We start from the raw sequence: 26447 nt of genomic DNA, 5'->3' as shown, positions 1-26447 counted from the left end.
GGCTAGCGCAAATTGTCCTTCAGAAAGTCCACCAGTGCATCCACCCGGGCCGGTCGCAGGCGGGACGGGGGCATGACGATATTGAGGGCAATATCGCCGATGTGGCATCCCGGAAGAATATTGATCAGGTCACCTGCGTCCAGTGCCTTCTGGCAGAGAAAATCGGGCAGATAGCCAATCCCGCGTCCGGCAATCAGCGCCGGCAGCATGACGTCGCCATTGTTGCTGCGAAACCGGCATTTGGGCCGCACATTGGTGATATGGCCATCAGGGCCGGTTACCGGCCAATGTTCGGGGCTCGGCGTGTTCGAGTAGATGAAGCAATCGTGATTGCCCAGATCATCCGGACTTTCCGGCTCGCCCTTGCGCTCGACATAGCTCGGGGCGGCGATGAAATAGCCGTCCATCCTGCGCAGCTTGATCGCTCTCAGGCTGCTGTCGGGGAGCGCGCCAATCCGGATCGCGCAGTCAAAGCCTTCCTCGACCAGATCAATCCGCGCGTCATTGAGCTGCAGGTCGACGGTAATTTCGGGATAGGCGCACATGAAGTCGGCGATCACCGGTGCGAGATGCGAGAGGCCGTAGCTGAGGGGAGCGGCCAGACGCACCTGTCCCTGCAACAAATGGGTTGTATCGCGCGCGGCCTCCATCGCTGCTTCACCGTCCATAGCGATCTGCCGCGCATGCGGGAGCAGCGCCTTGCCTGCAGTGGAAAGCGAAATCCTGCGCGAGGTGCGGTGAAACAGCACGGTGCCGAGCGACTCTTCCAGCCGCGATATGGCCTTCGAGATCGTGGGTTTGGATAGTGCCAGTTCCTGCGCGGCAGCGGTAAAGCTGCCGAGCCGCGCAACCGCCGCAAAAATCGCCCAGGCTTCGTAGTCGGGTAATGCCATGGCATCATATTAAACAAAAAATGGAAACAATCAAATTCAATATCGGCTATTTCCGAAACACTGAGGTCGCCCTATCTCTTTCTCAAGCAGAGCGGAAACAAGGCCCGCTCGAACAGGAGAAATACAATGATGGAGAAACGAGAGTTCAAGGATCTGGCCCATGTCGACCATGAATGGCTGCAGGCCCGGCATCATTTTTCATTCGGCAATTACTGGGACCCGGCCCGCATGGGCTTTGGCCCGATCCGGGTGTGGAATGATGACGAGATCAAGCCGAAGACCGGATTTCCGATGCACGGCCACAAGGATATGGAAATCATCACCTATGTCCGCGAAGGGGCGATTACCCACCGCGACAATATGGGCAATGAAGGCCGTACCGAAGCTGGCGATGTCCAGGTGATGAGCGCCGGCACTGGCGTGATGCACAGCGAATATAATCTGGAGGACGAGCAGACCCGTCTGTTCCAGATCTGGATCGAGCCCCGTGCAGCCGGCGGTGCCCCCCGCTGGGATGCGAAAGCTTTCCCCAAGGGCGAACGCTCCAACCAGCTCGAAATCCTCGCCAGCGGCTTCGAGGAGGACATCAAGGGTGGTGCACTGATGATCGGAGCGGATGCACGCCTCTATGGTGCTACGCTTGGCGAAGGAACGACGATCGAGCACCAGATTGCCGATGGCGCCCATGTCTATCTGGTCGGTTCCACCGGCCAGGTCCGGGTCAATGGCGAGCTTGTCGGTCCTCGCGATTCCCTGGCGATCCGGGACGTCGCATCGCTGCAGATCGAAGCCATTGACAAGGCCGAGTTCGTCTTTGTCGAAGCGTGGGAGCCCCAAGACTAACTCCCCGCACCCGGAGGGGCGCTCCCTATCCCCCTGATCCCCGGAGCGCCCCTTCATTTTTCCGTCTCATTCCACAGCAAAAGGAACAATGCCATGACCCAGTCCAAGAATATCCTCCGTGTAGATGCCAGTGCACGCAAAGCCGGTTCATCCTCCCGTGCGCTCGCTGATGCCGTGATCGCAAGGCTGGCGCCGGACAATATTGTCACCCGTGATCTCTCCGAAGCTTTGCCCTTCGTGACAGAAGATTGGGTAGGCGCGAACTTCACCGACGAAAGTGAACGCACCGATGCGCAAAAGGCGGAACTGGCTTTGTCGGATAGGCTGGTCGACGAGCTTGTCGCAGCCGATACGTTGGTAATTGGCACGCCGATCTACAATTTTGCCGTGCCGGCGGCGCTCAAGGCATGGATCGACCTTATCGCCCGCGCCCGCAAGACCTTTCACTATACCGCCAATGGTCCCGAAGGGCTGCTGAAAGACAAGAAGGCCTATGTGCTGATTGCATCGGGCGGCACTGAAGTGGGCAGCGAGATCGACTTCGCCTCCGGCTATCTGCGTCATATTCTCGGTTTTGTCGGCATCACCGACGTGACGATTATCGCTGCTGACCAGCAGATGATGAAGGGCGAGGCGGCGCTCGACCAGGCGCTCGGAAAAGTCGCTTCGATCTGATCGGCTTGCCGACCAGCATAATCACATAGTCCGCCGGCCAACCGCCGGCGGACTTTTCGTTAAATATGGAAAGAACCATGGCAACCATGGCCGTATTGTGCCAACCTTATCCCGGGTCGCGCCAAAAATAATGGGGAATCCATGAAATTATTAAACAGAGCGGTGGCAATGGGCCTGACCGTTGCCGCGCTGGGCCCGACGTCCCTGATCTTTTCCGAAGCAGCAGTCGCGCAACGGCAGCAGCAGGGCGTGAATGGCTATAATGTGTCGGAAGTACGGTTCAACGGCGGGCTGTTTCGGGAAACCGGGAGAGGGCACTGGACCGAATATGGTGGTGACGGCCGTGTGAAATTTACCTTCAACGAAACCGGCCGCGATGACTGGTCGGTCTATCTCAACGATCCTTCACGCAGCGTGCAGTTGCAGATCGATATCCACCGCAAGTGGATTCGGCTTGGCGACAACGGAGGTCCCAAGCGCGACTTTTATCCGATCGTCAGCGCCTATCGCAACGAGGGGCGCGTGCGTTCGCCGTCGCCGGCTCCACGCGCCGTGACCAACGGCCGCAATGTCAAACAGGTGTTCTTCTCTGGCGGCAGCTTCAGACAGACCGGACCGCGGCGCTGGGCCGAATTTAACGACCGGGGGCAGGCCACGTTCCGTTTCACGGAAACCGGGCGTGATCAATGGTCGGTCTATCTGAATGACAGCTCACGCAATGTCCAATTGCAGCTGGATCTGCATCGCCAGTGGGTCGGCTATGGCCAGAACGGTGGTTCCAAGTCCGATCTGTACCGGATCACATCGACATCACGGCAAGGCACGCCGTCCCGTCCGGCTCCACCTCCGGCCAGTCGAACACGCGATGTGAATGCCGGACCGATCTGGAACCAGCAGGATGCACGCAGGAAATGTCCGGCCGTCGCCGCATCGCAGGGTGGCGAGTGGACCGGCCAGTGGCGGACCACTGTGCAGGGCAAGATGTCGGTCTGCGAGATCAGATTCTAGCGGACAGAAATGTTCGCGCCGGTCTCACCAACATGAAAAAGGCCCCGCTGGAGATAATCCGGCGGGGCCTTTTTTAATTCGCTTTCAGACGGGTAAGACTATTCGTCTTTGTCTTCGTCGCTCTGGGCGGCTTCGGTATCGCTTGCCTCGATGCCTTCACCCATGGTTTTCGCCATGTGGGAATCGCCGGTAGCGGCTTCATCGCCCTGGGCCAGTTCGGCTGCATGCTGTTCCTCGGAGCTATCCGCAGCAATCAGGGCTTCCTCGACCGGAGCTTCGCCGAACACATCCGCCGCAGTTGGCTCTGCATCGGCAGCCGGAGCGGTCGCCGCAGCATTGGACACTTCTTCCGCCTTCAGATCAGCCGCAGCCTGCATCGCGTCCAGCATTTTCTGCTGTTGCGCCCGCAGGGCTGCATCGCGGCTGGTTGCGGCGATACGCGCACGGTTCATGCCCGCACCGGTACCGGCCGGGATCAGGCGACCAACGATCACGTTCTCCTTGAGACCGATCAGCTGATCCTTCTTGCCCTCGACAGCCGCCTGGGTGAGCACCCGGGTGGTTTCCTGGAAAGAAGCCGCAGAGATGAAGCTGCGCGTCTGCAGGCTCGCCTTGGTGATACCGAGGAGAACCGGCTTGCCGGCAGCAGGTTCCTGCTTCTTGGTCAGCTTGGCGTTATATTCCAGCATTTCTTCGAGATCGACCTGTTCGCCCGGCAGCAGCGTCGTATCGCCGCCATTGGTGATTTCAACTTTCTGCAGCATCTGACGAACGATCGTTTCAATGTGCTTATCGTTGATCTTCACGCCCTGCAGACGATAGACTTCCTGGATTTCCGAAACGAGATATTCGGCCAGCGCCTCAACCCCGAGAACTTCCAGAATGTCATGCGGGTCCGGAGAACCGGAAACCAGGTTGTCGCCCTTCTTGACGAAATCGCCTTCCTGCACGTCGATGACTTTCGTCTTCGGCACCAGATATTCGACTGGTTCGCCTTCTTCCGGCACAATCGCGATCTTGCGTTTCGCTTTATAGTCGCGAACGAATTCAATCCGTCCGTCGATCTTGGCGATGATCGAATTGTCCTTCGGAATGCGCGCTTCGAACAGCTCGGCCACACGGGGCAGACCACCGGTAATGTCGCGGGTCTTCGCAGCTTCGCGAGAGACACGCGCCAGCACGTCACCGGCAGCAACCTTGGCACCGTCTTCGACGGACAGGGTTGCACCATTGGCGAGCATGTAGCGGCCGGCTTCTCCGCTATTCTCATCCAGCAGGGTGAGGCGCGGGCGAAGGTCTTCCTTATTGGCTCCACGGCCGGAAGCGCGATACTCGGTGATCACACGCTGTGCGATACCGGTGGCTTCATCGGTCTGTTCGGTCATCGTCTTGCCTTCGATGACGTCCTGGAACTTGATGACACCCGGCTTCTCGGTGATCATCGGCATGGTGAACGGATCCCATTCGGCCAGACGATCGCCCAGTTTCACCTTGGCGCCATCCTTGACCAGCACGCTGGTACCATAAGGCACCTTGTCGGCAGACCGTTCGCGACCGTCATTGTCGATCACGGCGATGATGCCGCTACGCGCCAGCGAGAGGAAGCGACCGTTCTTGTCCTCGATGACCGGCATGTCGCGATATTCGACAACACCTTCTGCCACCGATTCCAGATTGGACTGCTCGTTGAGCTGTGCCGCGCCGCCGATGTGGAAGGTCCGCATCGTCAGCTGCGTGCCCGGCTCACCGATCGACTGGGCCGCAATAACGCCAACCGCTTCACCGATATTCACCGGTGTACCGCGGGCAAGGTCACGACCGTAGCAGGTGCCGCAGACGCCCATCTTGGATTCGCAGACCAGCGGCGAGCGAATGCGCGCGGACTGGATGCCGAGCTCCTCGATCACCAATATGGCGGCTTCGTCCAGCAGGGTGCCGGCCTTGATCACGACGCTGTCGTCTTTGCTGTCGACAATATCTTCGGCCATGGTCCGGCCAAGGATACGTTCGCCAAGCGAAGCGATGACCGAGCCGCCCTGGACGATGGCTTTCATCTCCAGCGCATTTTCGGTGCCGCAATCTTCCTCGACGATCGTGCAATCCTGCGAAACGTCAACCAGACGACGGGTCAGATAACCCGAGTTGGCCGTTTTCAACGCCGTATCCGCAAGACCCTTACGGGCACCATGGGTGGAGTTGAAATATTCCAGAACCGTCAGGCCTTCCTTAAAGTTCGAGATAATCGGTGTTTCAATAATCTCGCCGGAAGGTTTCGCCATCAGGCCGCGCATGCCGCCCAGCTGCTTCATCTGGGCTGGCGAACCACGGGCGCCGGAGTGGCTCATCATGTAGATCGCGTTAATCTCGCGTTCGCGGCCATGTTCGTCCTCCGGCGTCGCGGCCAGCTCGTCCATCATCGCGTTCGCAACCGTGTCACCACAGCGGGACCAGGCGTCGATCACCTTGTTATATTTTTCCTGCTGGGTGATCAGACCATCCTGATATTGCTGCTCATAGTCAGCCACCAGGGTGCGGGTTTCCTCAACCGTTGCATCCTTGGAATCCGGAATGATCATGTCGTCCTTGCCGAAGGAAATGCCGGCGCGGCAAGCGTGGCGGAAACCAAGGCCCATGATCGCATCGGCGAACAGGACGGTGTCTTTCTGACCGGTGTGACGATAGACCTGGTCAATCACGTCGCCGACTTCTTTCTTGGTCAGCAAGCGGTTGACGATGTCGAACGGCACGAGGTGCGATTTCGGCAGACATTCGGCGATCAGCAGACGGCCCGGCGTGGTTTCGAAACGCTTGAGGATGGGGTTGCCTTCCTCGTCGGTTTGCGGAACCCGGGTGGTGATCTTGGAGTGCAGGGTCACCGCACCGATTTCCAGAGCCTGATGCACTTCGGCCATGTCGGCCAGCATCATGCCTTCGCCCGGCTCGCCTTTGCGATCCATTGTCAGATAATAGATACCGAGAACCATATCCTGCGAAGGAACGATGATCGGCTTGCCGTTGGCTGGCGACAGGATGTTGTTGGTCGACATCATCAGCACGCGCGCTTCCAGCTGGGCCTCGAGGCTCAGCGGAACGTGGACCGCCATCTGGTCACCGTCAAAGTCGGCGTTGAAGGCGGAGCAGACCAGCGGGTGAAGCTGGATGGCTTTACCTTCGATCAATACCGGTTCGAACGCCTGGATGCCGAGACGGTGAAGCGTTGGTGCGCGGTTCAGCATCACCGGATGTTCGCGAATCACTTCCTCAAGAATGTCCCAGACTTCCTTGCGCTCTTTTTCGACCCATTTCTTGGCCTGCTTGAGCGTCATCGAAAGGCCCTTGGCATCAAGCCGCGCGTAGATAAACGGCTTGAACAGTTCCAATGCCATTTTCTTCGGCAAACCGCACTGATGCAATTTCAGTTCGGGACCGGTCACGATCACCGAACGGCCGGAATAGTCGACGCGCTTGCCGAGAAGATTCTGGCGGAAACGGCCCTGCTTGCCCTTGAGCATGTCGGACAGGGATTTCAGCGGACGCTTGTTGGCACCGGTGATGGTCCGGCCACGACGGCCATTGTCGAACAATGCGTCGACCGATTCCTGAAGCATGCGCTTCTCGTTACGGACGATGATGTCCGGCGCGCGGAGCTCCATCAGGCGCTTCAGACGGTTGTTCCGGTTGATCACGCGACGATAGAGATCGTTGAGATCGGAGGTCGCGAAACGGCCGCCATCCAGAGGCACCAGCGGGCGCAGCTCGGGTGGAATCACGGGAATGATTTCGAGGATCATCCATTCCGGCTTGTTGCCGGAATCGATGAAGCTTTCGACCACTTTCAGGCGCTTGATGATCTTCTTGGGCTTCAGCGTCGACTTGGTCGTCCGCAGCTCTTCCATCAGGTCGTCGCGTTCCTGCTTCAGGTCCAGGTCCTGCAGCATGATCTTGACCGCTTCTGCGCCGATGCCGGCGGAGAACGCGTCTTCACCATATTCATCCTGCGCTTCGAGCATTTCGTCTTCGGTCAGCAGCTGGAATTTTTCCAGAGCCGTCAAACCGGGTTCGATAACCACATAGCTTTCGAAATAGAGCACGCGCTCCAGCTGCTTGAGCTGCATGTCGAGCAGCAGGCCGATGCGCGACGGCAGCGATTTCAGGAACCAGATATGGGCGACCGGAGCAGCAAGGTCGATATGACCCATGCGTTCGCGGCGAACCTTGGTTACCGTGACTTCGACACCGCATTTTTCGCAGACGATGCCTTTGTATTTCATGCGCTTGTACTTGCCGCACAGGCATTCGTAATCCTTTACCGGACCGAAGATACGCGCGCAGAACAGGCCATCACGTTCCGGCTTGAAGGTCCGGTAGTTGATGGTTTCAGGCTTCTTGATTTCGCCAAAGGACCAGCTGCGGATACGCTCTGGCGAGGCAAGGCCAATCTGGATCTGGTCAAATGTTTCCGGTTTTGCGATCGGATTTGCAAAATTTGTTACTTGATTCATGTCTTAATTCCTCTTGGGCTTTCGCCCCAAATTTGAAATGCTGCGTGGTGTGAAACTAGCGCTTCACTCCGCCGCTATCGCAATCCCGTCGTCGTCTTCATCATCTTCGTCACCAAAGCTGGAGAGTTGGATGTTGAGGCCGAGCGACCGCATTTCCTTGACCAGAACATTGAAGCTTTCCGGAACGCCGGCTTCGAACGTATCGTCACCCTTGACGATCGCTTCGTAAACCTTGGTCCGGCCAATCACGTCATCGGACTTGACCGTCAGCATTTCCTGCAGCGTGTAAGCCGCGCCATATGCCTGCAGTGCCCAGACTTCCATTTCCCCGAAACGCTGTCCGCCGAACTGGGCTTTACCGCCGAGAGGCTGCTGCGTGACAAGGCTGTAGGGGCCAATCGAGCGAGCATGGATCTTGTCGTCGACCAGATGGTGCAGTTTGAGCATGTAGATATAGCCCACGGTCACCTTGCGGTCGAACTTGTCACCGGTACGGCCATCATAGAGATTGACCTGACCGCTGCGATCCAGACCTGCCAGTTCGAGCATGTCGGAAATATCGCTTTCATGCGCACCGTCAAATACCGGCGTGCCCATCGGAACACCGTGACGCAGATGGCCGACCATTTCAACGATCTCGGAAGTGTCACGGCTGTCGATATCTTCGTGATATTGTTCGCCGTAAATGACCTTGAGCCGCTCCTTGACCGCATCCGGTGGCGGTGCTGCCTGTGGATCGGGGTTGGCAAGCTTCCATTCTTCCAGAGCTTCGGTGACCTGCTGGCCCAGACCACGTGCGGCCCAGCCCAGATGGGTTTCGAAAATCTGTCCGACGTTCATTCGCGAAGGCACACCCAGCGGGTTGAGCACGATGTCAACCGGCGTACCGTCTTCGAGGAACGGCATGTCTTCCTGTGGCAGGATGCGCGAGATAACGCCCTTGTTGCCGTGACGGCCGGCCATTTTGTCGCCCGGTTGCAGCTTGCGCTTCACCGCGACAAAGACCTTGACCATCTTCAGCACGCCCGGTGCGAGTTCGTCACCGCGTTCCAGCTTCTCGCGACGGTCTTCGAACCGTTCGTTGATCAGCTTGATCGCTTCGTCATATTGCTGACGGGTGGCTTCGAAATCGGACTGAACCTGATCATCCTTGACGGCGATCTTCCACCAGTCGACCTGTTCCAGTTCGGACAGGCTTTCCTCGGTGATCGTCGCACCCTTCTTCATCGGCTTGGGCGCGGACGTCGCGGTCTGGCCGATCAGCATGTCTTTCAGCGTGTTGAAAGTCGCACGGTTGAGAATGGCGCGTTCGTCGTCGCGATCCTTGGTAAAGCGACCGATTTCCTCGCGTTCGATCGCCAGCGCGCGTTCGTCCTTGTCGATGCCGTGGCGGTTGAAGACACGGACTTCGACGACCGTCCCGGCGACGCCGGGCGGCAGGCGCAGGGAGGTGTCACGGACGTCAGACGCTTTTTCACCGAAGATGGCGCGCAGAAGCTTTTCTTCCGGCGTCATCGGCGATTCGCCCTTTGGCGTGATCTTGCCGACGAGAATATCGCCAGGCTCGATTTCCGCACCGATATAGACAATGCCTGCTTCGTCGAGGTTGCGCAGGGCTTCCTCGCCGACATTCGGAATGTCGCGGGTGATATCTTCGGGGCCAAGCTTGGTATCGCGGGCCATGACTTCAAATTCTTCGATGTGGATCGAGGTGAAGACGTCGTCTTTCACGATCCGTTCGGAGATGAGGATACTATCCTCGTAGTTGTAGCCATTCCAGGGCATGAAAGCGACGAGGCTGTTCTTGCCGAGTGCCAGTTCGCCCATGTCTGTGGACGGACCGTCGGCGATCGTGTCGCCCTGCTGGACGATTTCGCCGACCTTCACCAGCGGACGCTGGTTGATGCAGGTGTTCTGGTTGGACCGCTGGAATTTCTGCAGCGTGTAGATGTCGACACCGGATTTGCCGGCTTCGACAGCGCCCGATGCGCGGATGACGATACGGGTGGCATCCACCTGATCGACGATGCCGGCGCGGCGGGCCGCGATGGCTGCGCCAGAGTCGCGGGCCACGGTTTCTTCCATGCCGGTTCCGACAAACGGTGCTTCGGCTTTCACCAGAGGCACAGCCTGGCGTTGCATGTTCGATCCCATGAGCGCGCGGTTGGCGTCATCGTTTTCCAGGAACGGAATGAGCGAGGCAGCAACCGAAACCAGCTGTTTCGGGCTGACGTCCATCAGCGTGATGATGTCGCGCGGCGCCATCAGGAATTCGCCAGCCTGACGCGAGGAAACGATTTCCTCGACGAAGCTGCCGTCTTCGGTCAGCTCGGCATTTGCCTGAGCCACGGTGTGCTTCTGCTCTTCCATGGCGGAAAGATAGACAACGTCATTGGTGACCTTGTTGTCCACGACTTTCCGGTATGGCGTTTCGATAAAGCCGTACTGGTTGACGCGGCTGAACGATGCCAGCGAGTTGATCAGACCGATGTTCGGGCCTTCCGGCGTTTCAATCGGGCAGATACGGCCATAATGGGTCGGGTGAACGTCGCGGACTTCAAAGCCGGCCCGTTCACGGGTCAGACCACCGGGGCCCAAGGCTGATACGCGGCGTTTATGGGTGACTTCCGAAAGCGGATTGGTCTGATCCATGAACTGCGACAGCTGCGAGGAGCCGAAGAATTCGCGAACGGTAGCAACCGCAGGCTTCGCATTGATCAGATCGTTCGGCATCACGGTGGATACGTCGACGCTGCTCATGCGCTCCTTGACGGCGCGCTCCATGCGGAGAAGGCCGACGCGATACTGGTTTTCCAGCAGTTCGCCAACGGAACGGACACGGCGGTTGCCGAGATTGTCGATGTCATCGACTTCGCCCTTGCCGTCTTTCAGATCGACCAAGGTTTTGACAACCGCGAGAATGTCTTCCTTGCGCAGGATGGTGTAATCCGCTGGCGCATCCAGCTCGAGGCGCATGTTGAGTTTGACACGGCCCACAGCAGACAGGTCATAGCGTTCCGGATCGAAGAACAGGCCTTCGAAAAGAGCTTCGGCGGTTTCGCGCGTTGGCGGTTCGCCAGGACGCATGACGCGGTAGATATCGGAAAGCGCGCCGTCGCGGTCTTCGGCCTTGTCGACCTTCAGCGTGTTGCGGATCCACGGACCGGTTGTGACATGGTCGATGTCGAGCAGTTCGAGCGCGTCGATGCCGGCACCGTCAATCTTCTCGAGATTTTCGGCGGTTACTTCGTCACCGGCTTCGATGTAGATTTCGCCGGTTTTCTCGTTGATCAGGTCAAAGGCGCTGTAGCGACCGAAAATTTCCTCGGTCGGGATGACGATGTTTTTCATGCCATCGGATTCGGCCTTCTTGGCAGCGCGCGGGGTGATCTTGGTCGCTGCTTCAAAAACGACTTCTCCGCTCTGCGCGTCGACAATGTCAAAGGTCGGCTTGATGCCGCGCCATTGTTCGGCGACGAAAGGAATGGTCCAGCCGTCTTTCGCGCGCTTGTAAACGATGCGCTCGTAGAACAGGTTGAGGATATCTTCTTCCGAATAGCCCTGCTTGACGATCTTGACGATTTCGGCGCTCTTGGTGCGGCCTTCGTCTTCGATCTTGCCGCCGTTAAATTCGATCGCGCCCATGGGTTCGCGGATCGTGATCAGATTGCCGTCAATCTCGAGAATTTCGGCAGGCTGTTTCATGCCGCTGACACGAACCATCTCGCCGACCTTGAAATCAGGCTTCTTCTCTTTGACTTCCAGAATCGCGTCACCCAGCGAACGCAGCAATGCGGTCACCGGCAGCTTGCGCTTGCGGTCGATACGGACGTTGACGATATCTTTGGCGTCAAATTCAAAGTCGAGCCAGCTGCCGCGGTATGGAATAACGCGGGCGGCGAAAAGGAATTTGCCGGACGAGTGTGTCTTGCCGCGGTCATGGTCAAACAGGACACCGGGCGAACGGTGCATCTGGCTGACAATGACGCGCTCCGTGCCGTTGATGACGAACGTACCGTTCTTGGTCATCAAAGGCATGTCGCCCATGTAAACGTCTTGTTCCTTGATATCGAGAACCGAGCGTGCTTCTGTTTCGGGGTCGACCTCGAACACGATCAGGCGGAGAGTGACCTTCATCGGCGCGGCATAGGTGATGCCCCGCTGGCGGCATTCCTCGACATTATATTTGGGATCTTCGAGCTGATAGTTGACGAAGTCCATTTCGGCAGTACCGGCAAAATCGCGGATCGGGAATACGCTGCGCAGCGTCTTTTCGAGGCCGGAGACATATCCGATCGAAGGATCAGAACGCAGAAACTGTTCATATGATTCGCGCTGAACCTCGATGAGATTCGGCATCTCGATGACTTCGTGAATGTCGCCGAAGATCTTGCGAATGCGCTTCTTGCGGGTGGGGGTCGGAGCCGTCGTTTTGACCGAAGCTGCTTGGGTAGCCATATAATTTTGCCTTCTCGCCATCGCCGGAAAACCGGCGGAAAATCAATTTATGGAGGCGCTTCAAGACAACAAAAGCCGCATGTCTCCCGAAGCGGGAAACTGCAGCTTTTTAGCGTCCTGAAAACCGTGCAAATTTCATTTCTTCTGGCGCGCCGCGCGACTGCACGCCCTGTCTCGAAATCTGTGGTGAGCGCGGGATATAGGGAGATAGCGGCTTTGGGTCAAGAGGCGTGTCCGAGATTGGCGTGCCGGAGACACCGACATTGTGGCGGTTGCGCTCAATCGCGCTCCGGATCGCTCCGGTTCTGCCATCTTGCCGATCCCCAGACGCGGATCAGCCGGTCGACGCGGTCCCTGAAAGCTCCGGTCAGGTCGCCGGCGCCGGCGCATTGTTTCTTTTCGACCATACAGGCCTCGCCGGTGTCGAGCCGCAGCGAAGTAAGCGTCGAGGCGCTTTCGGCGATGCCGATCTGTGTCGGCCGTTCGAGGTCGCCGACCGTCATCAGCACGGGTTCTGCCGGGATCTCCGGTTTTTCGCCCTTGAGCAGCGACAATATGATGGTGCGATAGTCGCTCATGCCAATCGGGCCGCTGGCCTCAACGCCCGGACGGTTGGTTACCAGAAACGTGCCATATTGGCGAATGTTGATATTGTGGCCATGGCCGAGAAATCCGTCCTCGAACAGGTCTTCGCCATGGTCGCCGGTAATGACAACCACGCTGTCCTCCCACAGGCCGTCCCGCTTCAGGCGGGAAACCAGAATGCCAAGTTGCTGGTCGGAATAGTGGACCGCGTTCCAGTAGGTCCGCTGCAGCCGGTCCCGGTTACCGGCGTTGATCTCGGGCCGGGGCAGGGGCCTGTCGGTCAGTTTGACGGGCATTCCCTCGTGAAAATAGGGAAAATGCGGAGACTGGAAATTGAAATAGAGAAATTGCGGTTGCTGCCATTTCGCGGGCTGCCGATATTCTTCGGCAAAGGCTTTCAGCAGATGTTTCTCGTCGACCAGGATCGAACCCTGGGCACCATTGCCGAAAGCGCGCAGATGTTTCAGCTTCTCGCCATCGATAAAGATATCGGCATTCTCGCGCATGCCGACGGTCTCCGAAATATCACCGAAATCCTCCGGCTGCCCGGAAAAGACCGCGATTCCATAGCCGCTGGACTTGAGTTCGCGGAACAGCGAGGGTGATCCGTCTGCCGGTTGCAGGGCCCCGCCAAACAGCGATTTGAGCGATGCGGTGGTAAAGCCCACATGGCTGAAGGCCGGAGAGACAAGGCTGCCGGATTCGGCAATGGCTTCGAGATTGGGCGCAACCGGCTTGCCATCGATGCGCTTGCCAATCACATCATAGCGCGCGCTCTCCATGACGATCAGGATCAGATGCGGACGTTTGCCCGTTATCAGGGTGGCCGGCGGTTGCGTTGGCATGGGCGCCAGTTCCAGATCGCCGCCATAGCCATCCTCATCGATTCCGTTCCCCGGGATATCCAGCGCCAGCGGATAGCGGGCGCTGTTGAATGGATGCCGGTCCGGCATGCTGGAGACCCAGCCATAGCCGTCACGGTCAAAGTCGGTAATCTGGTTGGCTGCTTGCGTGAACAGCCCCCAGGCGAGCGTGCGGTTGAGACCATTTTTCACATCGGCTGATGCCGCCGGCACCGCGATCGCCAGCAGAAGCGTCGAGACGAATGCAAGCATGGCCCGGCGGCCATGGGCTGGCCATTCGCGATGGCCGGCGCGCGTCGGAAATTTTCGCGACAGTAGCCGGAATGAATAGACATAGGCGATCAGGCCGATGACCAGCACCGCGGCGCCGAGAACAATCTCGTTCGAGGCAAATAGCAGCGCATCGGTCAGACTGCCGCCGCCGAGATTGGCCATAAGAGCGAAACTCATCGTGTCGCTGAAATATTGGTGTAGCTGGAAAGTAAGAGCGAGCAGCAGGACATAGGTTCCCCCTGCAATCGTCACCAGAAGGAACAACGGAGGCCAGGACCTCCGGCTTCGGAACAGCCGGACGATGATCCACCAGATGCCGAAAAGCAGCAACGCCATCGCGGAGAAATAGCCGGCAAGGAAGATCATGCGCTCGGTCAGCGTGTCGACCGCCTGCGACTGGCCGAAGCCACCGGTGAAAAGTCCGTATTTGCGGTCGGCCAGGGCGAGCTCGAGCGCGGTAAGCACCCCCATCAGCCCGAGAATTATTCCGGTATAGAGCTTGGCCGGCAAGTCACCTTTGGTGAAGAAATCTCTCATCCGCCTGTGTCTTGATCCCCGCCTCTTGTCCGGGGTGGAGGCCTAGCAGAATCAGGTAAAAGGCAGGTTAAGCACAGGAAGGCCGGCTTTGGCGTTTGTCGCTGGCGTTCAGCAGTCGCCGAAATCCTTCATCAGCACCACCTTGCGCACCATCTCGGGATCGTAGGCCACCTGCCCGTCGAGGATCAGCATGGCGAGACCGTGGACCAGCGACCATGCGTGGAGAGCGGCGGCCGCCCGCTGGTCGTTCGGCATATCGTCCGGCATGGTTGCGGCGATGCCGGCGCGCAGCTGGTAAAAGGCCTCGCCCATCGCGGTAGGATCATCGGCAGCCAGATCGACCTGGCCGACGCGGTTGTAGATCAGCCGCAACAGGGCGGGGTGTTCGACCGCCCATTTGACATAGGTTACGCCGACTTCGCCGAAACCGTCGCGGCCGCCGCCGGCTTTCGCGGCCGCCTCTGCCTGGTTCCCGCCGAGCCGGTTGAGGCCTTCCAGCGCCAGCGCATCCAGCAGGGCATCCTTGTTCGGAAAATGGCGGTAAAGCGCGGTTGCCGAGACCCCGAGATCGCGGGCAAGGGCACGCAGGCCAAGATCCGGCTGTTCCTGATTTTCCAGCCGCTCCATCCCCAATTGCAGCGCCGCAGCGCGCAGATCCCCGTGATGATAGGGCCCGCTCACTGTAAGAATTGGAAGCATGTTCCACCTTCCGCCACTCTTATGTTGACACTGTTATCATTGTCGGTCATGTTAACAGCATAAACATTGCGACTCGGTTTGCCAAGCTGGAAGAGGGGAATTGCCAATGATGCACGCGATTTCCTTTGCATGGTCCAAATCTTCTGTTGCCGACTGACAGCTGTTTCAACCCGGAAGGAAATATCCATGGCCTCTGCAATTGAAAAAACTATCCGTGCCGCCGTTACGCCCGTCATGGGCGCCGTGTCGAGCTTCAACCGCAAGCGGCTGGAAAAGCCCGAGGGCGGGCATCCCTATCTGACCGGTGTCCACAAGCCGATGACCGAAGAGGTGACGCTGGCGGACCTCGACGTGGACGGTACAATTCCGGCCCAGCTTGACGGTCGCTATCTGCGGATCGGTCCCAATCCGGTCCAGGCGCCGGACGAGGCGAGTTATCACTGGTTCACCGGCGACGGCATGGCCCATGGCATCCGGATCGTTGATGGCAAGGCGGAATGGTATCGCAACCGCTGGATCCGGTCGAACAAGGTGAGCGATGCGCTCGGCGAAGAGCGCAAGCCGGGCACCCGCAAGCCGCGCACCGACAATGCCAATACCAATATCGTCGGCATCAACGGCCGGACCTTCGCGATCGTCGAAGCGGGGGGCTTTCCGGTCGAAATGTCCGCAGAACTGGACACGATTGCGCATAATCCGTTCGATAATACACTGAATCACGCCTTTTCTGCCCACCCCCATCTCGATCCGGCCACCGGCGAGATGCACGCCATCTGCTATGACGCGCCGGTGATGGACAAGGTCTGGCATGTGGTGCTGGACAAGGACGGCAAGGTCCGCCGCGAGGAACCGATTCCGGTGCGCCAGGGGCCATCGATCCACGATTGCCAGATTACCGAAAACCATGTGCTGGTTTTCGATCTGCCGGCGACTTTTTCGATGAAGCGGATGCTCGCCGGATTCGAATTCCCCTATGACTGGAACCCGGAGCATGGCGCCCGCGTCGGCCTGTGCCCGCGCGAGGGGCTGGGTATGGAGACCATCTGGTGCGAGCTGGACGAGCCCTGCTATGTCTATCATCCTGCCAATGCCTTCGAAACCGCCGACGGCAAGGTGATTGTCGATGTCGTGGTGCACGAAAGCACCTACGCACGAACAACCTTCGGTCCGGGCGGCGAATGGTCACGGCTGGAACGCTGGACCGTCGATCCGGTGAGCAAGAAAGTCGACCGCAAGATTCTGGACGACCGGGCGCAGGAATTCCCGCGCTATGACGAGCGGAAAACGATGCAGCCCTATCGCTATATCTACGATATCGCGCTGGCGGGCCGTCCCGATGAACTGGATATGGCGGGCACCGAATTGTTCAAACATGATCTGGAAGAGGGCAGCAAGCTGGTGCGCGATTTCGGTCTGGGCTGCCATCCGGGCGAATTTGTCTTCGTGCCCCGCTCGCCGGATGCGGCCGAGGACGAGGGCTGGCTGATCGGTCTGGTGATCGACGCGGAGCAGGAGAAAACCGAATTGCACATCCTCAACGCCGACGATTTTCTAGGCGAGCCGCAGGCGGTGATCCATCTGCCGCATCGCATCCCTCCGGGATTCCACGGTAACTGGGTGGCGAGCTAGGTTTTCCTGCTGCTGGAGTTCCGTCTGTAGCGGTCCTTCGACGAGCTCAGGACGAACGGAATGGGTCGTCAATTGACCGGTTCAGGGCGAACGGGTCTGGCTACAGCAATTCTATAAACCGCGCTGCCTCGCTGGCGGCGCGGTTGGCGGCCCTTTCGAGATTGGCGTGAAAGTCGCCGGAACTGTCGCTGTTGGCGCCGTCGGTTACTGCCTTGATCCCGGCCCAGGGCAGGCCGAGCAGCGCGGCTATCTGGGCCACCGCAGCGGTTTCCATATCTACCAGATCGGCCTGCAAGACATCGCGCAGATAGCCTGAGCGATCGGGGCATTTGACGAAACAGTCGGCGGTGGCGATGCGGGCATGAGGAAGGTCGAACCCATTTGGCTGGGCTAGTGCTGCAAACGGAGACCAGTCGGCCGGGCCAATCGGCCATGCGCCCGCATCATAGTGGGTAAAGCCTTCATGGTCGCCAAATCTTTCCAGCGTGCCATAGTCGGCTTGCAGGCTTTGGTGCAGATAGAAACAGTCCCCGTCTATGTCGCTCACCTGTCCCGCTGTTCCGATAACAAGGAATAGATCCGGTTTGAAATGCTGCCGCAAAAACATCGCGGCAGCACCTGCATGGACCTTGCCGATACCCGAACACATGATCGCAAGCTTGGCCGGGACCTTGTTCAATCTTGGATGATCGACCGTCCGGTAATCGCCGAAAGGGCCGCCATGCCTGGCAGCGTTGTGACCGCGCAGAAACGCATCGGCTTCATCTTGGACGCCGGTTATGACCGCTATTCGATCAATCTGGGGTTGGAGATCAATCACCGGCAAAGGCCATCAGGGTCATTGGCTTTACCCCTGCGGCGGCAAGGTTCTCCGCGCCGCCGAGATCGGGCAGGTCGACAATGAACAGTGCCCTTTCGACCACGGCACCCTGGCCACGGAGCAACTCCACGCCCGCCATGGCGGTGCCGCCGGTGGCGAGCAGATCATCGACCAGCAAAACCCGCTGACCCGGCAGGATCGCGTCGTCATGCATCTCGATCCTGTCCGTGCCATATTCCAGCGCATAGTCGATGCTTACCGATTTTCCGGGAAGCTTGCCCGGCTTGCGCAGCATCACCTTGCCCTTGCCGAGCGCATAGGACATTGCCGCCGAAACGATGAAGCCGCGCGCCTCTATACCGGCGATCAGGTCGAAACTCTCCGGGTCGACCAGCGCGATCATCCGGTCGATGGTCTGGCGAAAGGCGGGGCCGTCGAGCAGCAGGGTCGATACATCGCGAAACTGGATGCCCGGTTTCGGATAGTCGGGAATCGTGCGCACCAGCGCGGCGAGATCATCATTATCGGTCATCCGCGGGAGTCTAGAGCGGCGCGGGTCCGCTGCAAGGAAAAAGGCGCGCGATCAGATTTTCATCGCGTAGCGCCGGCGGGGATCGCCTTTCGCCAGATAGCGCGACACGAAAAACATCGCGACTGTCAGGATCGCAAAATTGGTGGCGATGAAGCTCAGCCAGAATTGGGAAGGGGTCAATGCGTTGACGAGGCCGAAGCGGGGATTGGTCGAAAGCTGGCTGACGCCGGCCATCAGCAACCCTGCATAAGAGAATGCGAAGCGGATCTGGTGATTGCGCAGCCAAGCCGGGTCGCGCGTCCTGCGCCACTTGAACAGGGCGAAAATCCCGACAAAGGCGCTGACTCCGCCGACCAGAATGAACAGGTGGAAAAAGCCCCAGCCGCTGTCGCCAAATTCCAGCACCGTTGCCGGCACGAATATGACTATGCCGGTGGTGACCATCATCGCGGTGACATAGACGCAGGCCCAGAACCGGTGGCGCCTGTCACCCTTTGGCAGCGAGAAGACAACCGTCCCGGTGACAATCGCGACGACAGCAGCGATCACATGAATTTGAATGAGTAGCGGAAATGTGAACATCCGGTGCCTCCGATCCTGGTCGAAACCAATATCGCCCAGAATATACCGGTGCACCATTTTAGTCAAAGCTGGCGAGGGCAGGGTCCGGACAGGCAAGTCGCAACCGACAAGAGCGCGCGCCGGTGGGCAGGCGGGCCGCTTTGGATCAGGCCGCCCATCGGGCCGTCACGCCCAGCATGAAAAAGGGCGGCTCCCGAACCGGAAGCCGCCCCAAATTTTTGCAATAAACCGTCAGGCTTATTTGAGTTCGACGGTACCGCCGGCTGCTTCGATCTTCGCTTTGATTTCTTCAGCTTCGGCTTTCGCAACGCCTTCCTTGATGGCTTTAGGCGCGCCTTCGACGAGGGCTTTGGCATCGGTGAGGCCCAGAGCGGTAATCGCACGGACTTCTTTAATCACCTGGATTTTCTTGCCGCCGTCGCCGGTCAGGATTACGTCAAATTCGGTCTGCTCTTCAGCAGCTTCGCCGCCGCCTGCAGCAGCAGGACCAGCAACAGCAACTGCAGCAGCAGCGGAAACGCCCCACTCTTCTTCCAGTGCCTTGGACAGTTCAGCCGCTTCCATGACGGTGAGTTTCGAAAGTTCTTCGACCAGTTTTGCAATATCAGCCATTTTAAATACGCTCCAATTTTCTAAATATTTGAGAAGTTAAATTCATTCACCCGTAGCAGCATAAGCGCTGGTTACGCGTGCAACACTGGTCGCCGGCTCGACGAGAACCCGTGCGATCTTGGTTGCTGGTGCCTGAAGCAGGCCAACAATCGTTCCGCGCAGTTCGTCAAGCGAAGGCATGGATGCCAGTGATTTGACGCCAGCTTCGTCGAGAAGGGTGTCGCCCATTGCACCGCCAACGATTTCCAAACGGTCGTTGGTTTTTGCAAATTCCACTGCGATTTTTGCAGCGGCCACCGGATCATCCGATGTGGCAAGCGCGACCGGACCCGTCAGCATATCTGCTATCGGGGCATAGTCGGTACCTTCCAGAGCCAGCTTGGCAAGGCGGTTTTTAGAGACTTTGAAGCTTGCGCCTTCGTCCCGCATTTTCGTCCGCAGCGCCGTTGATTGCGCGACAGTCAGACCCAGGTTGCGTGTCACCACGACCACCCCGGCCTCTTTGAAAAGTGCGTTCAGAGCGGCAACCGCTTCGGTCTTTTGACCACGATCCATATTTTGCTCCTTCACGTGGATGGGGGCCGAAACCCACATCCGATTCAAGTTATCGTCATCCTGAACTTGTTTCAGGACCCCGGGAGGCAATGTGCGTCCCCGAGAGATGCTGAAACAAGTTCAGCATGACGAGCGAAAGGACTGATCGAAACCAATCCTGTATAATCCGAAGGGGGGGTTTTGGTCGCTCTGCCGCGTTAGAAAACGCTGGCTGCGTGCCCGTGTGTTGCCACACGAAAAAACTGATCCCCGTCTAGGCTGGAAATTAAGAGGGCCAAATTACCCTCACCCGCTGTCTCGGACGGAAATTGCGATTCTTTTGACGGAAGCACAATTTGTAGGGGAGCCATTAACGGGATTCTCTGCAATGTCAATGTTCAGCAGCGATTTTACGACGTGCTTATTCCCCTCTCCCGTGAGGGAGAGGGATGTGGAGACTTGGCAACTTGTTGCCTAGTCGTAGCTGGGTGAGGGTGTTCCGGGCCGTCGAGGGCAGAACGCCCTCATCCAACTGCGCCTAATCCGCTTCGCGAATAAGGCTTCGTATCCTTCTCCCTCGCGGGAGAAGGTTTACCGATCCCGCTGCAGCACCCCCGCTTCAATCTCGTAATAGTCCCCCTTGTCGGCGACGAAGATATGGCTCCAGATCTTGGTGTCCGTCGGCTGGTCGAGACAACCCATGGCGATGGCGATCTTGTCGTGGTGGATCGGGTCCCAGAACAGGGAGGAGCCGCAGGTGTCGCAGAAGCCGCGGCGGACTTTTTCGGAGGACTGGTACCAGCGGATATGGTCTTCGCCGTGGATGGTGACGGCGCTGGTCGGGACGTCGATCGAGGCCCAGTAATGGCCGGACTGCTTGCGGCACTGGCTGCAGTGGCAGGCATCGGCCTCGGGCAGGTCGCCGGCGACTTCGATCTGGATGGCGCCGCAGAGGCAGGAACCCTTGTGCATATTTTCCTCCCGCGAGTTGTTCGGGAGCAATATTACCGGAAAACGGGCGCGCTTTGAAAGCCGGAAATTGCGGGTCGCGGCTCAGATGCGTCTTACGTCCACTTTCTGCTCGACCATTTGCATGCTGCCGAAGGCCGTCAGGAAAGAGACGTCGGTGGCGTCGCGGCCGATGCCGATGACCGCCATATCCGATGCCTGCGCCATGCCGGTCGGGTCGATCAGGTGCCAGCGGCCGTCGAGAAATATTTCGGCTACGGCGTGGAAATCCTGCGGGCGGACGTCGGGCGCATAAGTGCTGGCGAAGCGGGCCGGGATATTGGCGGCGCGGGCCATGCTGATCAATATATGGGCATAGTCGCGGCACACGCCCTTGCGCGCGTCAAAGCTTTGCCGGGCGTTGCTGTTGGCATTGTCGACATCCGAGCCATAGGTCATGGTCTGCCCGATATAATCGGCCATCGCCGACACGAGCGGACCGCCGGTCAGGCCGGGAAATTCTCCGGCCACCAGTTCGTCAAAGGCATGGACCGAACAATAGAGCGAGTTGAACAGATAAGGCACGGCCTGGCCGGGCAAGTCATTCAGCGCGGTCGCGGGCAGGGTAGCAAAATCCGGGGTGGCGCGATCGATCGCGACCTGCGCGGCATAGGAGACGGTGAGCTGTTCCTGTTGCGTGGTCCACAATCTTGTGCCGATACTGTCATGGGCCGGGACCACCGCTTGGCTGTTGGCCGGTCCGATATGGATGTCCGTGCGGGTGAGTGTCTGGTCGGGTGTCGCCGCCGCCTCGAGCTGGACCAATATCGTGCAGGGCGCGGGCAGGCGGTAGCTTAGGTCCGCGCTGATCTGCAAGTGGGTCATGTCGGTCCTTCTAAAATTATCGCGCATGAAAAAAGGCCGGGATCGCGCCCGGCCTTTTTCTATAAGCTTTGTGTATCATCCCTGCTCGCGCCGGGATGAGCCATATCAATCAGGCGCCTTCGATCTCGCCGAGATCGATTTTCAGGCCCGGGCCCATGGTCGTGCTCAGGCCGACCTTGCGGACATATTTGCCCTTGGCGCCGGCTGGCTTTGCCTTGATCACGGTGTTGACCAGCGCATCGAAATTCTTGCGCAGATCGGCTTCGGAGAAGCTGACCTTGCCAATGCCGTTGTGGATGATACCCGCTTTTTCGACGCGATATTCGATCTGGCCGCCCTTGGCGTCCTTGACCGCTTGCGCGACGTTCGGGGTAACCGTGCCGAGTTTCGGGTTCGGCATCAGGCCTTTCGGACCGAGAACCTTGCCGAGACGGCCGACAACGCCCATCATGTCCGGGGTAGCGATGATGCGATCATAGTTGAGATCGCCGCCCTGCATGGCTTCCATCAGGTCTTCGGCACCAACCGTGTCAGCGCCCGCTTCCCGTGCTTCGTCCGCTTTCGCATCCTTGGCAAATACTGCAACCCGGGCGGTCTTGCCGGTTCCGGCTGGCAGCGAGACCACGCCGCGGACCATCTGGTCAGCGTGGCGAGGATCAACGCCGAGATTGATCGCGACGTCGAGCGTCTCGTCAAATTTCGAGTCGGCAGCGAGGCCTTTCAGCGTCTTGATAGCTTCGTCGATGCTGTACAGTTTTTCGCGATCGACTTTCTCGTTGATCGCCTGCATTTTTTTGGAGAGTTTCGCCATGTTCTTATCCCTCCACCACATCTACGCCCATCGAGCGTGCGGTGCCTGAAATGATTTTCATAGCCTGGTCAATGCTGTTGGCATTGAGGTCGGCCATTTTCGTTTCGGCGATTTCCTTGATCTGCGAAGCCTTGATCGACCCGCCGGAAGTTTTGCCCGGTTCGCTCGAACCCTTTTTCAGCTTGGCGAGCTTCTTGATCAGATAGCTGGCCGGTGGCGTCTTGGTTTCAAAGGTAAAGCTGCGATCGCCATAGACCGTGATCTTGGTCGGGATCGGCGTGCCTTTTTCAAGCTTGTCCGTAGCCGCGTTAAACGCCTTACAGAATTCCATGATATTAACGCCGCGCTGACCCAGTGCAGGGCCGATTGGCGGGGATGGATTTGCAATACCGGCCGGTACTTGCAAATTGATATAACCATCAATTTTCTTAGCCATTTGGCAGTCCTTTCATTCTTTCGGTCCTTCGACAAGCTCGGGATGAGCGGGTCTCCGAAACCTCAAATTAAGCGGTCAGACAGAAGCCGAAACTTCCTCCCGCGGTGGTATTCGGCAGCTGAAAGCCACCAAATTCTGTTGTGCTCCGGACTTGGGTCCGAAGCATGAAAACTAGCTGATCAGGTCGACTTCGCCGAAGTCCAGTTCGACCGGGGTTGCGCGACCAAAGATGGACACGGAAACCTTGACCTTGTTCTTGTCGAAATCCAGTTCCTCGACAATGCCGTTGAAGCTGTTGAACGGGCCGCTCTTGACCTTGACCTCGTCGCCAATTTCGTAAGCGACCGTGATCCGTTCTTTCGGAGCGTTGGCGGCTTCTTCCTTGGTGTTGAGAATGCGGGCCGCTTCGGCTTCGCTGATCGCCTGCGGCTTGCCGCTGCTGCCGAGAAAGCCGGTTACCTTGGGCTGGTTCTTGACCAGATGATAGACATCATCGGTCATTTCCAGCTTGGCCAGAACATAGCCGGGGAAGAATTTCCGTTCCGACTGGATCTTCTTGCCGCGCTTGACTTCGGTGATGGTCTCGGTCGGGACTTCGATATCCTCGACCAGCTCGGTCAGGCCGAGACGCTTGGCGTCCGCCTCAATGGCTTCCTTGACCTTGTGTTCAAAGCCCGAATAAGCGTGAATGATGTACCAGCGTGCCATGCGAATAACCTAAAAAAACTGAGTGGGGCGTTTAGGCAAGGCTGAGGAGCCAGGCCACGATCCCGTTAAAAACCGAATCAACGCCGAGAAAAAACAGACCAAGAATGGTGGTCATGATCAGCACGAGGATCGCCGTACGGACGGTCTCGGGCCATGTCGGCCAGACGACCTTGTTGGTCTCGGCCTTGACCTGATTCATGAATTCGCCTGGATTGACTTTCGCCATGCTTGATTCCCTAAAATTTCTCGCCGGTTTCCACATAAACTCCGGGTGTCAGTCATTTGACTGTGTTCGGATATATGCATGGTTTCGGAAAGAACCAGCCCTTTATACCCAGATTCCCGGATTCGCAAGAAAAAGAACCGGATTTTACCGGACGGTCGCCGCTTTGATCAGCGAGCCGATCCACGGGAGATGCTCGCGGCCGACAAATAGCTGGTCTGCAATGACATAGGAAGGCGATTCGAAAATGCCGGATTCTTCTGCCTCGGCGCGGATGGAATCCAGCGTTTCACGGGCCGACTGCATGTCGGGAAGAGCAAGGTTCACATCTGACAACAGGCCCGCGACCACCGCCTCGTCATCAAGGTCCGCCTGATCCGTCCAATAGGCATCAAAGGCGGCGCGGAGAAACGGCACCGGGTCACCGTCCAGCCCGGCCAAGGCGGCAAGAGCGGCACCGCTACCCGCCGGAGCCTGAGCGAAATGCATCTCCCGCCCCTGAACCGCAGCATAATGCAAATGGGTGTCGCGCCGGGCGATGGCGCGGACGCGGCGATGGCGCTCGCCGACCGTCTCGTCGGCCTGTTCTTCGGGGATCACAAAGGGGCGGACCGAGAAGGGAAGCCAGTCGACAGGAACGCCGGTTTCGCGCGCCAGAGCCAGTGTCGGTTCGAGTGCAAGGAAGGACGCGGGCGATTTGAAATCGATGAAGACGGTCAGCATGGCAATGCCTCCGCGCCGTCAATTTCGTAAGCGATGTCGGGCGCCGGACCTTTGCGGCCCTGCAGGTGCCAGCGGACATAGGGGAGATGTTCACGGCCAAACAGGATGGTGCCGTCAAAGACATAGGTCGGGACACCGTAGATGCCACTCGGGTGAAGCTGCGCTTGCAGCGCGTCATGCTGCGCGCGACCCTCGCCGTTGACGAAGGCCGCAAAGCCGGTCGAGTCGATACCGGCCTGTTCCAGACAGGCCTCGACCACCGCAACATCCTCGATATCAAGCTCCCGCCGCCAGAAGGGTGGATAGACCGCTTCAAAATAGTCACCCAAGCGGTCACGGTCCGTCTGCATCGCCCAGGATATAGCGATATTGGCGATCGACGAGTCCCAGATTTTCTCGGTGCCTTTGAGCATCAGGCCCTGACGCTCGGCATAGCGGCGGGCATCGCGATAGCCATATTTAATGCCCACCCACTGGCTGGCGCTGCGGGTGCTTTCGACGACCTTGCCCCCGCTTTTACGCGCCGACCCCAGATAGCTGGGGATATCGAGCGTCAGCGGCCGCCAGTCGAAACGCATGCCGAGCGCTTTTTCCAGTGCCAACGTCGGCCGGATCGCCACAAAAGCATAGGGACTCTTGATGTCGACATAGACGATCAGTGGCGCGTCGCTTTTCAGGGCTTTCATAATGGTCTCCCTTCGAGGGCAGTTCAGATCTGCGTCAAAACCCTGCCCGGGTGCATGCCGTCAACATAGCCCATGAAGGGTGGGTGGATATTGTAACCCAATAGTTCCTGCACCCGCTTCGGGAGGCGCGCAACTTTTTCGGGAGAGACCGCGAGCAATTGCTGTTCCAGCGGACGGCACCATCCCTTGCAGAATTGCGGCGTCACGATCAGGCGTTGGTCGTCCGAACTGTTGCCGCCGCCGCGATGCCACAAGGTCCCCTTGGCGATCATTAGTGAACCGGCTGGCATGGTCGCCTTGATCATGTCGGGATGGCCATCATCTGCACCTGTCTTCTTGTCAATGACACCGGTCTGGAAGTCGGAGCCGCGATTGGCGCCCACCGGCTGTTCGGCGCCCCATTTGTGGCTGCCGGGGATGATTTCGGTGGCACCATTGGTCTCGGTCGTGTCGCTGATCGACCAGAAAGTCGACAGGCTGAGCGGATCGCGCGGCCGGGCCAGACCGCAATGGCTGTCATCGAAATGCCAGGGCTGGACGGTTTCGCCGGGATGCAGGTTGATCGCCAGACAGGCATAGAGCAGACAGCTTTTCCCCAGTTCCCGCTCGGCAAAGGCCAGTTGCAGTGGATGGGAAATCAGGTCGGCAAAGACCGGATCCTTGTCGAGCATAGCATATATGCGATTGGACTGGTCACCTTCGAAATTGTTGCGGCCGCGGATATCGGCATCGATCCAGGGTTTGAGCGCCGCGCGCTGCTGTTCCAGCTGCTCGGGACTCAGGACATCGGGGAAGATTACATAGCCTTCCTCCTGATACTGGTCCCAGGCATCGTCTAAACTGCGGCCATGCAAGTAGCGGCTCAGATCTTCTGCCGCTGTTTCGATCTCGCTCGCTATAGTCATCGATCCGCTCCGTGCTTTGCTTATGGAGCCTGTCTAGCGACTATTTGAATTGAATTCAATTCAAATAGTCGCTAGTG

At 58.5% G+C, this 26447-nt stretch carries 23 protein-coding genes; 4 read left to right on the top strand and 19 right to left on the bottom strand.

Annotated elements, in window-relative coordinates; all coding sequences use genetic code 11:
• Positions 1 to 2 precede the first annotated feature (2 nt).
• On the bottom strand, positions 3 to 893 hold the full coding sequence (locus CHN51_RS03790; protein ID WP_100092823.1) for a LysR family transcriptional regulator: 891 nt from the start codon (positions 891 to 893) through the stop codon (positions 3 to 5).
• Positions 894 to 1019: 126 nt separating this feature from the next.
• On the opposite strand from CHN51_RS03790, the gene CHN51_RS03785 reads away from it, so the two are divergent.
• The 3 genes from CHN51_RS03785 (at position 1020) to CHN51_RS03775 (ending at position 3419) form a co-directional block, all read left to right on the top strand.
• Positions 1020 to 1736 carry a pirin family protein gene (locus tag CHN51_RS03785; RefSeq protein WP_100092822.1) on the top strand — a complete coding sequence of 239 codons (717 nt, stop codon included), beginning with the start codon at positions 1020 to 1022 and terminating at the stop codon, positions 1734 to 1736.
• Between the two features lie 93 nt (positions 1737 to 1829).
• Positions 1830 to 2411: an NAD(P)H-dependent oxidoreductase gene (locus CHN51_RS03780; RefSeq protein WP_100092821.1), complete on the top strand. Its 582-nt coding sequence runs from the start codon at positions 1830 to 1832 to the stop codon at positions 2409 to 2411.
• A 141-nt stretch (positions 2412 to 2552) separates the two neighbouring features.
• Positions 2553 to 3419 (top strand): mannan-binding lectin, encoded by an 867-nt coding sequence (locus tag CHN51_RS03775; RefSeq protein ID WP_206169972.1) that lies wholly within the window; start codon positions 2553 to 2555, stop codon positions 3417 to 3419.
• Positions 3420 to 3517: 98 nt separating this feature from the next.
• Here CHN51_RS03775 and rpoC read toward each other — a convergent pair whose 3' ends face one another.
• The 4 genes from rpoC to CHN51_RS20290 all read right to left on the bottom strand — a co-directional run bounded on the left by rpoC (position 3518) and on the right by CHN51_RS20290 (position 15336).
• Positions 3518 to 7921 (bottom strand): DNA-directed RNA polymerase subunit beta', encoded by a 4404-nt coding sequence (rpoC, locus tag CHN51_RS03770; protein WP_100092819.1) that lies wholly within the window; start codon positions 7919 to 7921, stop codon positions 3518 to 3520.
• Between the two features lie 63 nt (positions 7922 to 7984).
• Positions 7985 to 12379, bottom strand: coding sequence for a DNA-directed RNA polymerase subunit beta (gene rpoB, locus CHN51_RS03765; RefSeq protein ID WP_100092818.1), 4395 nt, complete (start codon positions 12377 to 12379; stop codon positions 7985 to 7987).
• Between the two features lie 278 nt (positions 12380 to 12657).
• Positions 12658 to 14637 carry a sulfatase-like hydrolase/transferase gene (locus tag CHN51_RS03760; RefSeq protein WP_100092817.1) on the bottom strand — a complete coding sequence of 660 codons (1980 nt, stop codon included), beginning with the start codon at positions 14635 to 14637 and terminating at the stop codon, positions 12658 to 12660.
• A 108-nt stretch (positions 14638 to 14745) separates the two neighbouring features.
• Entirely contained in the window at positions 14746 to 15336 is a 591-nt protein-coding gene (locus CHN51_RS20290) for a TetR/AcrR family transcriptional regulator (RefSeq protein ID WP_100092816.1), read from the bottom strand.
• A 186-nt stretch (positions 15337 to 15522) separates the two neighbouring features.
• On the opposite strand from CHN51_RS20290, the gene CHN51_RS03750 reads away from it, so the two are divergent.
• Entirely contained in the window at positions 15523 to 16965 is a 1443-nt protein-coding gene (locus tag CHN51_RS03750) for a carotenoid oxygenase family protein (protein ID WP_100092815.1), read from the top strand.
• A 100-nt stretch (positions 16966 to 17065) separates the two neighbouring features.
• Here CHN51_RS03750 and CHN51_RS03745 read toward each other — a convergent pair whose 3' ends face one another.
• The 14 genes from CHN51_RS03745 to CHN51_RS03680 all read right to left on the bottom strand — a co-directional run bounded on the left by CHN51_RS03745 (position 17066) and on the right by CHN51_RS03680 (position 26370).
• Positions 17066 to 17785, bottom strand: a complete 720-nt coding sequence (locus CHN51_RS03745) for a 5'-methylthioadenosine/S-adenosylhomocysteine nucleosidase (protein WP_164088978.1) — start codon at positions 17783 to 17785, stop codon at positions 17066 to 17068.
• Positions 17778 to 18317, bottom strand: coding sequence for an adenine phosphoribosyltransferase (locus CHN51_RS03740; RefSeq protein ID WP_100092813.1), 540 nt, complete (start codon positions 18315 to 18317; stop codon positions 17778 to 17780). The genes CHN51_RS03745 and CHN51_RS03740 overlap by 8 nt, the downstream gene beginning before the upstream one ends.
• Before the next feature lie 51 nt (positions 18318 to 18368).
• Positions 18369 to 18899: a hypothetical protein gene (locus CHN51_RS03735; RefSeq protein ID WP_123906226.1), complete on the bottom strand. Its 531-nt coding sequence runs from the start codon at positions 18897 to 18899 to the stop codon at positions 18369 to 18371.
• Positions 18900 to 19136: 237 nt separating this feature from the next.
• Positions 19137 to 19511, bottom strand: coding sequence for a 50S ribosomal protein L7/L12 (gene rplL / locus CHN51_RS03730; RefSeq protein WP_100092811.1), 375 nt, complete (start codon positions 19509 to 19511; stop codon positions 19137 to 19139).
• Between the two features lie 42 nt (positions 19512 to 19553).
• Positions 19554 to 20066 (bottom strand): 50S ribosomal protein L10, encoded by a 513-nt coding sequence (rplJ, locus tag CHN51_RS03725; protein WP_100092810.1) that lies wholly within the window; start codon positions 20064 to 20066, stop codon positions 19554 to 19556.
• Between the two features lie 570 nt (positions 20067 to 20636).
• Entirely contained in the window at positions 20637 to 21017 is a 381-nt protein-coding gene (locus CHN51_RS03720) for a GFA family protein (protein ID WP_100092809.1), read from the bottom strand.
• Between the two features lie 81 nt (positions 21018 to 21098).
• Entirely contained in the window at positions 21099 to 21878 is a 780-nt protein-coding gene (locus CHN51_RS03715) for a transglutaminase family protein (RefSeq protein ID WP_100092808.1), read from the bottom strand.
• Positions 21879 to 21987: 109 nt separating this feature from the next.
• Positions 21988 to 22689, bottom strand: a complete 702-nt coding sequence (gene rplA / locus CHN51_RS03710) for a 50S ribosomal protein L1 (RefSeq protein ID WP_100092807.1) — start codon at positions 22687 to 22689, stop codon at positions 21988 to 21990.
• Between the two features lie 4 nt (positions 22690 to 22693).
• A complete protein-coding gene (gene rplK / locus CHN51_RS03705) occupies positions 22694 to 23125 on the bottom strand; it encodes a 50S ribosomal protein L11 (RefSeq protein ID WP_100092806.1) in 432 nt (143 codons plus the stop codon).
• Positions 23126 to 23296: 171 nt separating this feature from the next.
• On the bottom strand, positions 23297 to 23833 hold the full coding sequence (gene nusG, locus CHN51_RS03700) for a transcription termination/antitermination protein NusG (protein WP_067197598.1): 537 nt from the start codon (positions 23831 to 23833) through the stop codon (positions 23297 to 23299).
• A 31-nt stretch (positions 23834 to 23864) separates the two neighbouring features.
• Positions 23865 to 24059, bottom strand: a complete 195-nt coding sequence (secE, locus tag CHN51_RS03695; protein WP_067197601.1) for a preprotein translocase subunit SecE — start codon at positions 24057 to 24059, stop codon at positions 23865 to 23867.
• 144 nt (positions 24060 to 24203) lie between these two features.
• The gene (locus tag CHN51_RS03690; protein WP_100092805.1) at positions 24204 to 24779 is read right to left on the bottom strand and encodes a DsbA family protein; all 576 of its coding nucleotides are present in this window, start codon (positions 24777 to 24779) and stop codon (positions 24204 to 24206) included.
• Positions 24773 to 25465 (bottom strand): DsbA family protein, encoded by a 693-nt coding sequence (locus CHN51_RS03685; RefSeq protein ID WP_100092804.1) that lies wholly within the window; start codon positions 25463 to 25465, stop codon positions 24773 to 24775. The genes CHN51_RS03690 and CHN51_RS03685 overlap by 7 nt, the downstream gene beginning before the upstream one ends.
• A 23-nt stretch (positions 25466 to 25488) precedes the next feature.
• A complete protein-coding gene (locus CHN51_RS03680) occupies positions 25489 to 26370 on the bottom strand; it encodes a phytanoyl-CoA dioxygenase family protein (RefSeq protein ID WP_100092803.1) in 882 nt (293 codons plus the stop codon).
• Between the last annotated feature and the right edge of the window lie 77 nt (positions 26371 to 26447).

It is taken from the genome of Sphingorhabdus sp. YGSMI21 (assembly GCF_002776575.1).
Taxonomy (GTDB): Bacteria; Pseudomonadota; Alphaproteobacteria; order Sphingomonadales; family Sphingomonadaceae; genus Parasphingorhabdus.
The sequence above is the reverse complement of the archived record's forward strand: the minus strand, read 5'-3'. Positions and strand labels throughout refer to the sequence as shown.

Coding starts and splice junctions, on each gene's coding strand:
- CHN51_RS03790 (WP_100092823.1), bottom strand. CDS start 893: ATGGCATTACCCGACTACGAAGCCTGGGCGATTTTTGCGGCGGTTGCG.
- CHN51_RS03785 (WP_100092822.1), top strand. CDS start 1,020: ATGATGGAGAAACGAGAGTTCAAGGATCTGGCCCATGTCGACCATGAA.
- CHN51_RS03780 (WP_100092821.1), top strand. CDS start 1,830: ATGACCCAGTCCAAGAATATCCTCCGTGTAGATGCCAGTGCACGCAAA.
- CHN51_RS03775 (WP_206169972.1), top strand. CDS start 2,553: ATGAAATTATTAAACAGAGCGGTGGCAATGGGCCTGACCGTTGCCGCG.
- rpoC (WP_100092819.1), bottom strand. CDS start 7,921: ATGAATCAAGTAACAAATTTTGCAAATCCGATCGCAAAACCGGAAACA.
- rpoB (WP_100092818.1), bottom strand. CDS start 12,379: ATGGCTACCCAAGCAGCTTCGGTCAAAACGACGGCTCCGACCCCCACC.
- CHN51_RS03760 (WP_100092817.1), bottom strand. CDS start 14,637: ATGAGAGATTTCTTCACCAAAGGTGACTTGCCGGCCAAGCTCTATACC.
- CHN51_RS20290 (WP_100092816.1), bottom strand. CDS start 15,336: ATGCTTCCAATTCTTACAGTGAGCGGGCCCTATCATCACGGGGATCTG.
- CHN51_RS03750 (WP_100092815.1), top strand. CDS start 15,523: ATGGCCTCTGCAATTGAAAAAACTATCCGTGCCGCCGTTACGCCCGTC.
- CHN51_RS03740 (WP_100092813.1), bottom strand. CDS start 18,317: ATGACCGATAATGATGATCTCGCCGCGCTGGTGCGCACGATTCCCGAC.
- CHN51_RS03735 (WP_123906226.1), bottom strand. CDS start 18,899: ATGTTCACATTTCCGCTACTCATTCAAATTCATGTGATCGCTGCTGTC.
- rplL (WP_100092811.1), bottom strand. CDS start 19,511: ATGGCTGATATTGCAAAACTGGTCGAAGAACTTTCGAAACTCACCGTC.
- rplJ (WP_100092810.1), bottom strand. CDS start 20,066: ATGGATCGTGGTCAAAAGACCGAAGCGGTTGCCGCTCTGAACGCACTT.
- CHN51_RS03720 (WP_100092809.1), bottom strand. CDS start 21,017: ATGCACAAGGGTTCCTGCCTCTGCGGCGCCATCCAGATCGAAGTCGCC.
- CHN51_RS03715 (WP_100092808.1), bottom strand. CDS start 21,878: ATGACCCACTTGCAGATCAGCGCGGACCTAAGCTACCGCCTGCCCGCG.
- rplA (WP_100092807.1), bottom strand. CDS start 22,689: ATGGCGAAACTCTCCAAAAAAATGCAGGCGATCAACGAGAAAGTCGAT.
- rplK (WP_100092806.1), bottom strand. CDS start 23,125: ATGGCTAAGAAAATTGATGGTTATATCAATTTGCAAGTACCGGCCGGT.
- nusG (WP_067197598.1), bottom strand. CDS start 23,833: ATGGCACGCTGGTACATCATTCACGCTTATTCGGGCTTTGAACACAAG.
- secE (WP_067197601.1), bottom strand. CDS start 24,059: ATGGCGAAAGTCAATCCAGGCGAATTCATGAATCAGGTCAAGGCCGAG.
- CHN51_RS03690 (WP_100092805.1), bottom strand. CDS start 24,779: ATGCTGACCGTCTTCATCGATTTCAAATCGCCCGCGTCCTTCCTTGCA.
- CHN51_RS03685 (WP_100092804.1), bottom strand. CDS start 25,465: ATGAAAGCCCTGAAAAGCGACGCGCCACTGATCGTCTATGTCGACATC.
- CHN51_RS03680 (WP_100092803.1), bottom strand. CDS start 26,370: ATGACTATAGCGAGCGAGATCGAAACAGCGGCAGAAGATCTGAGCCGC.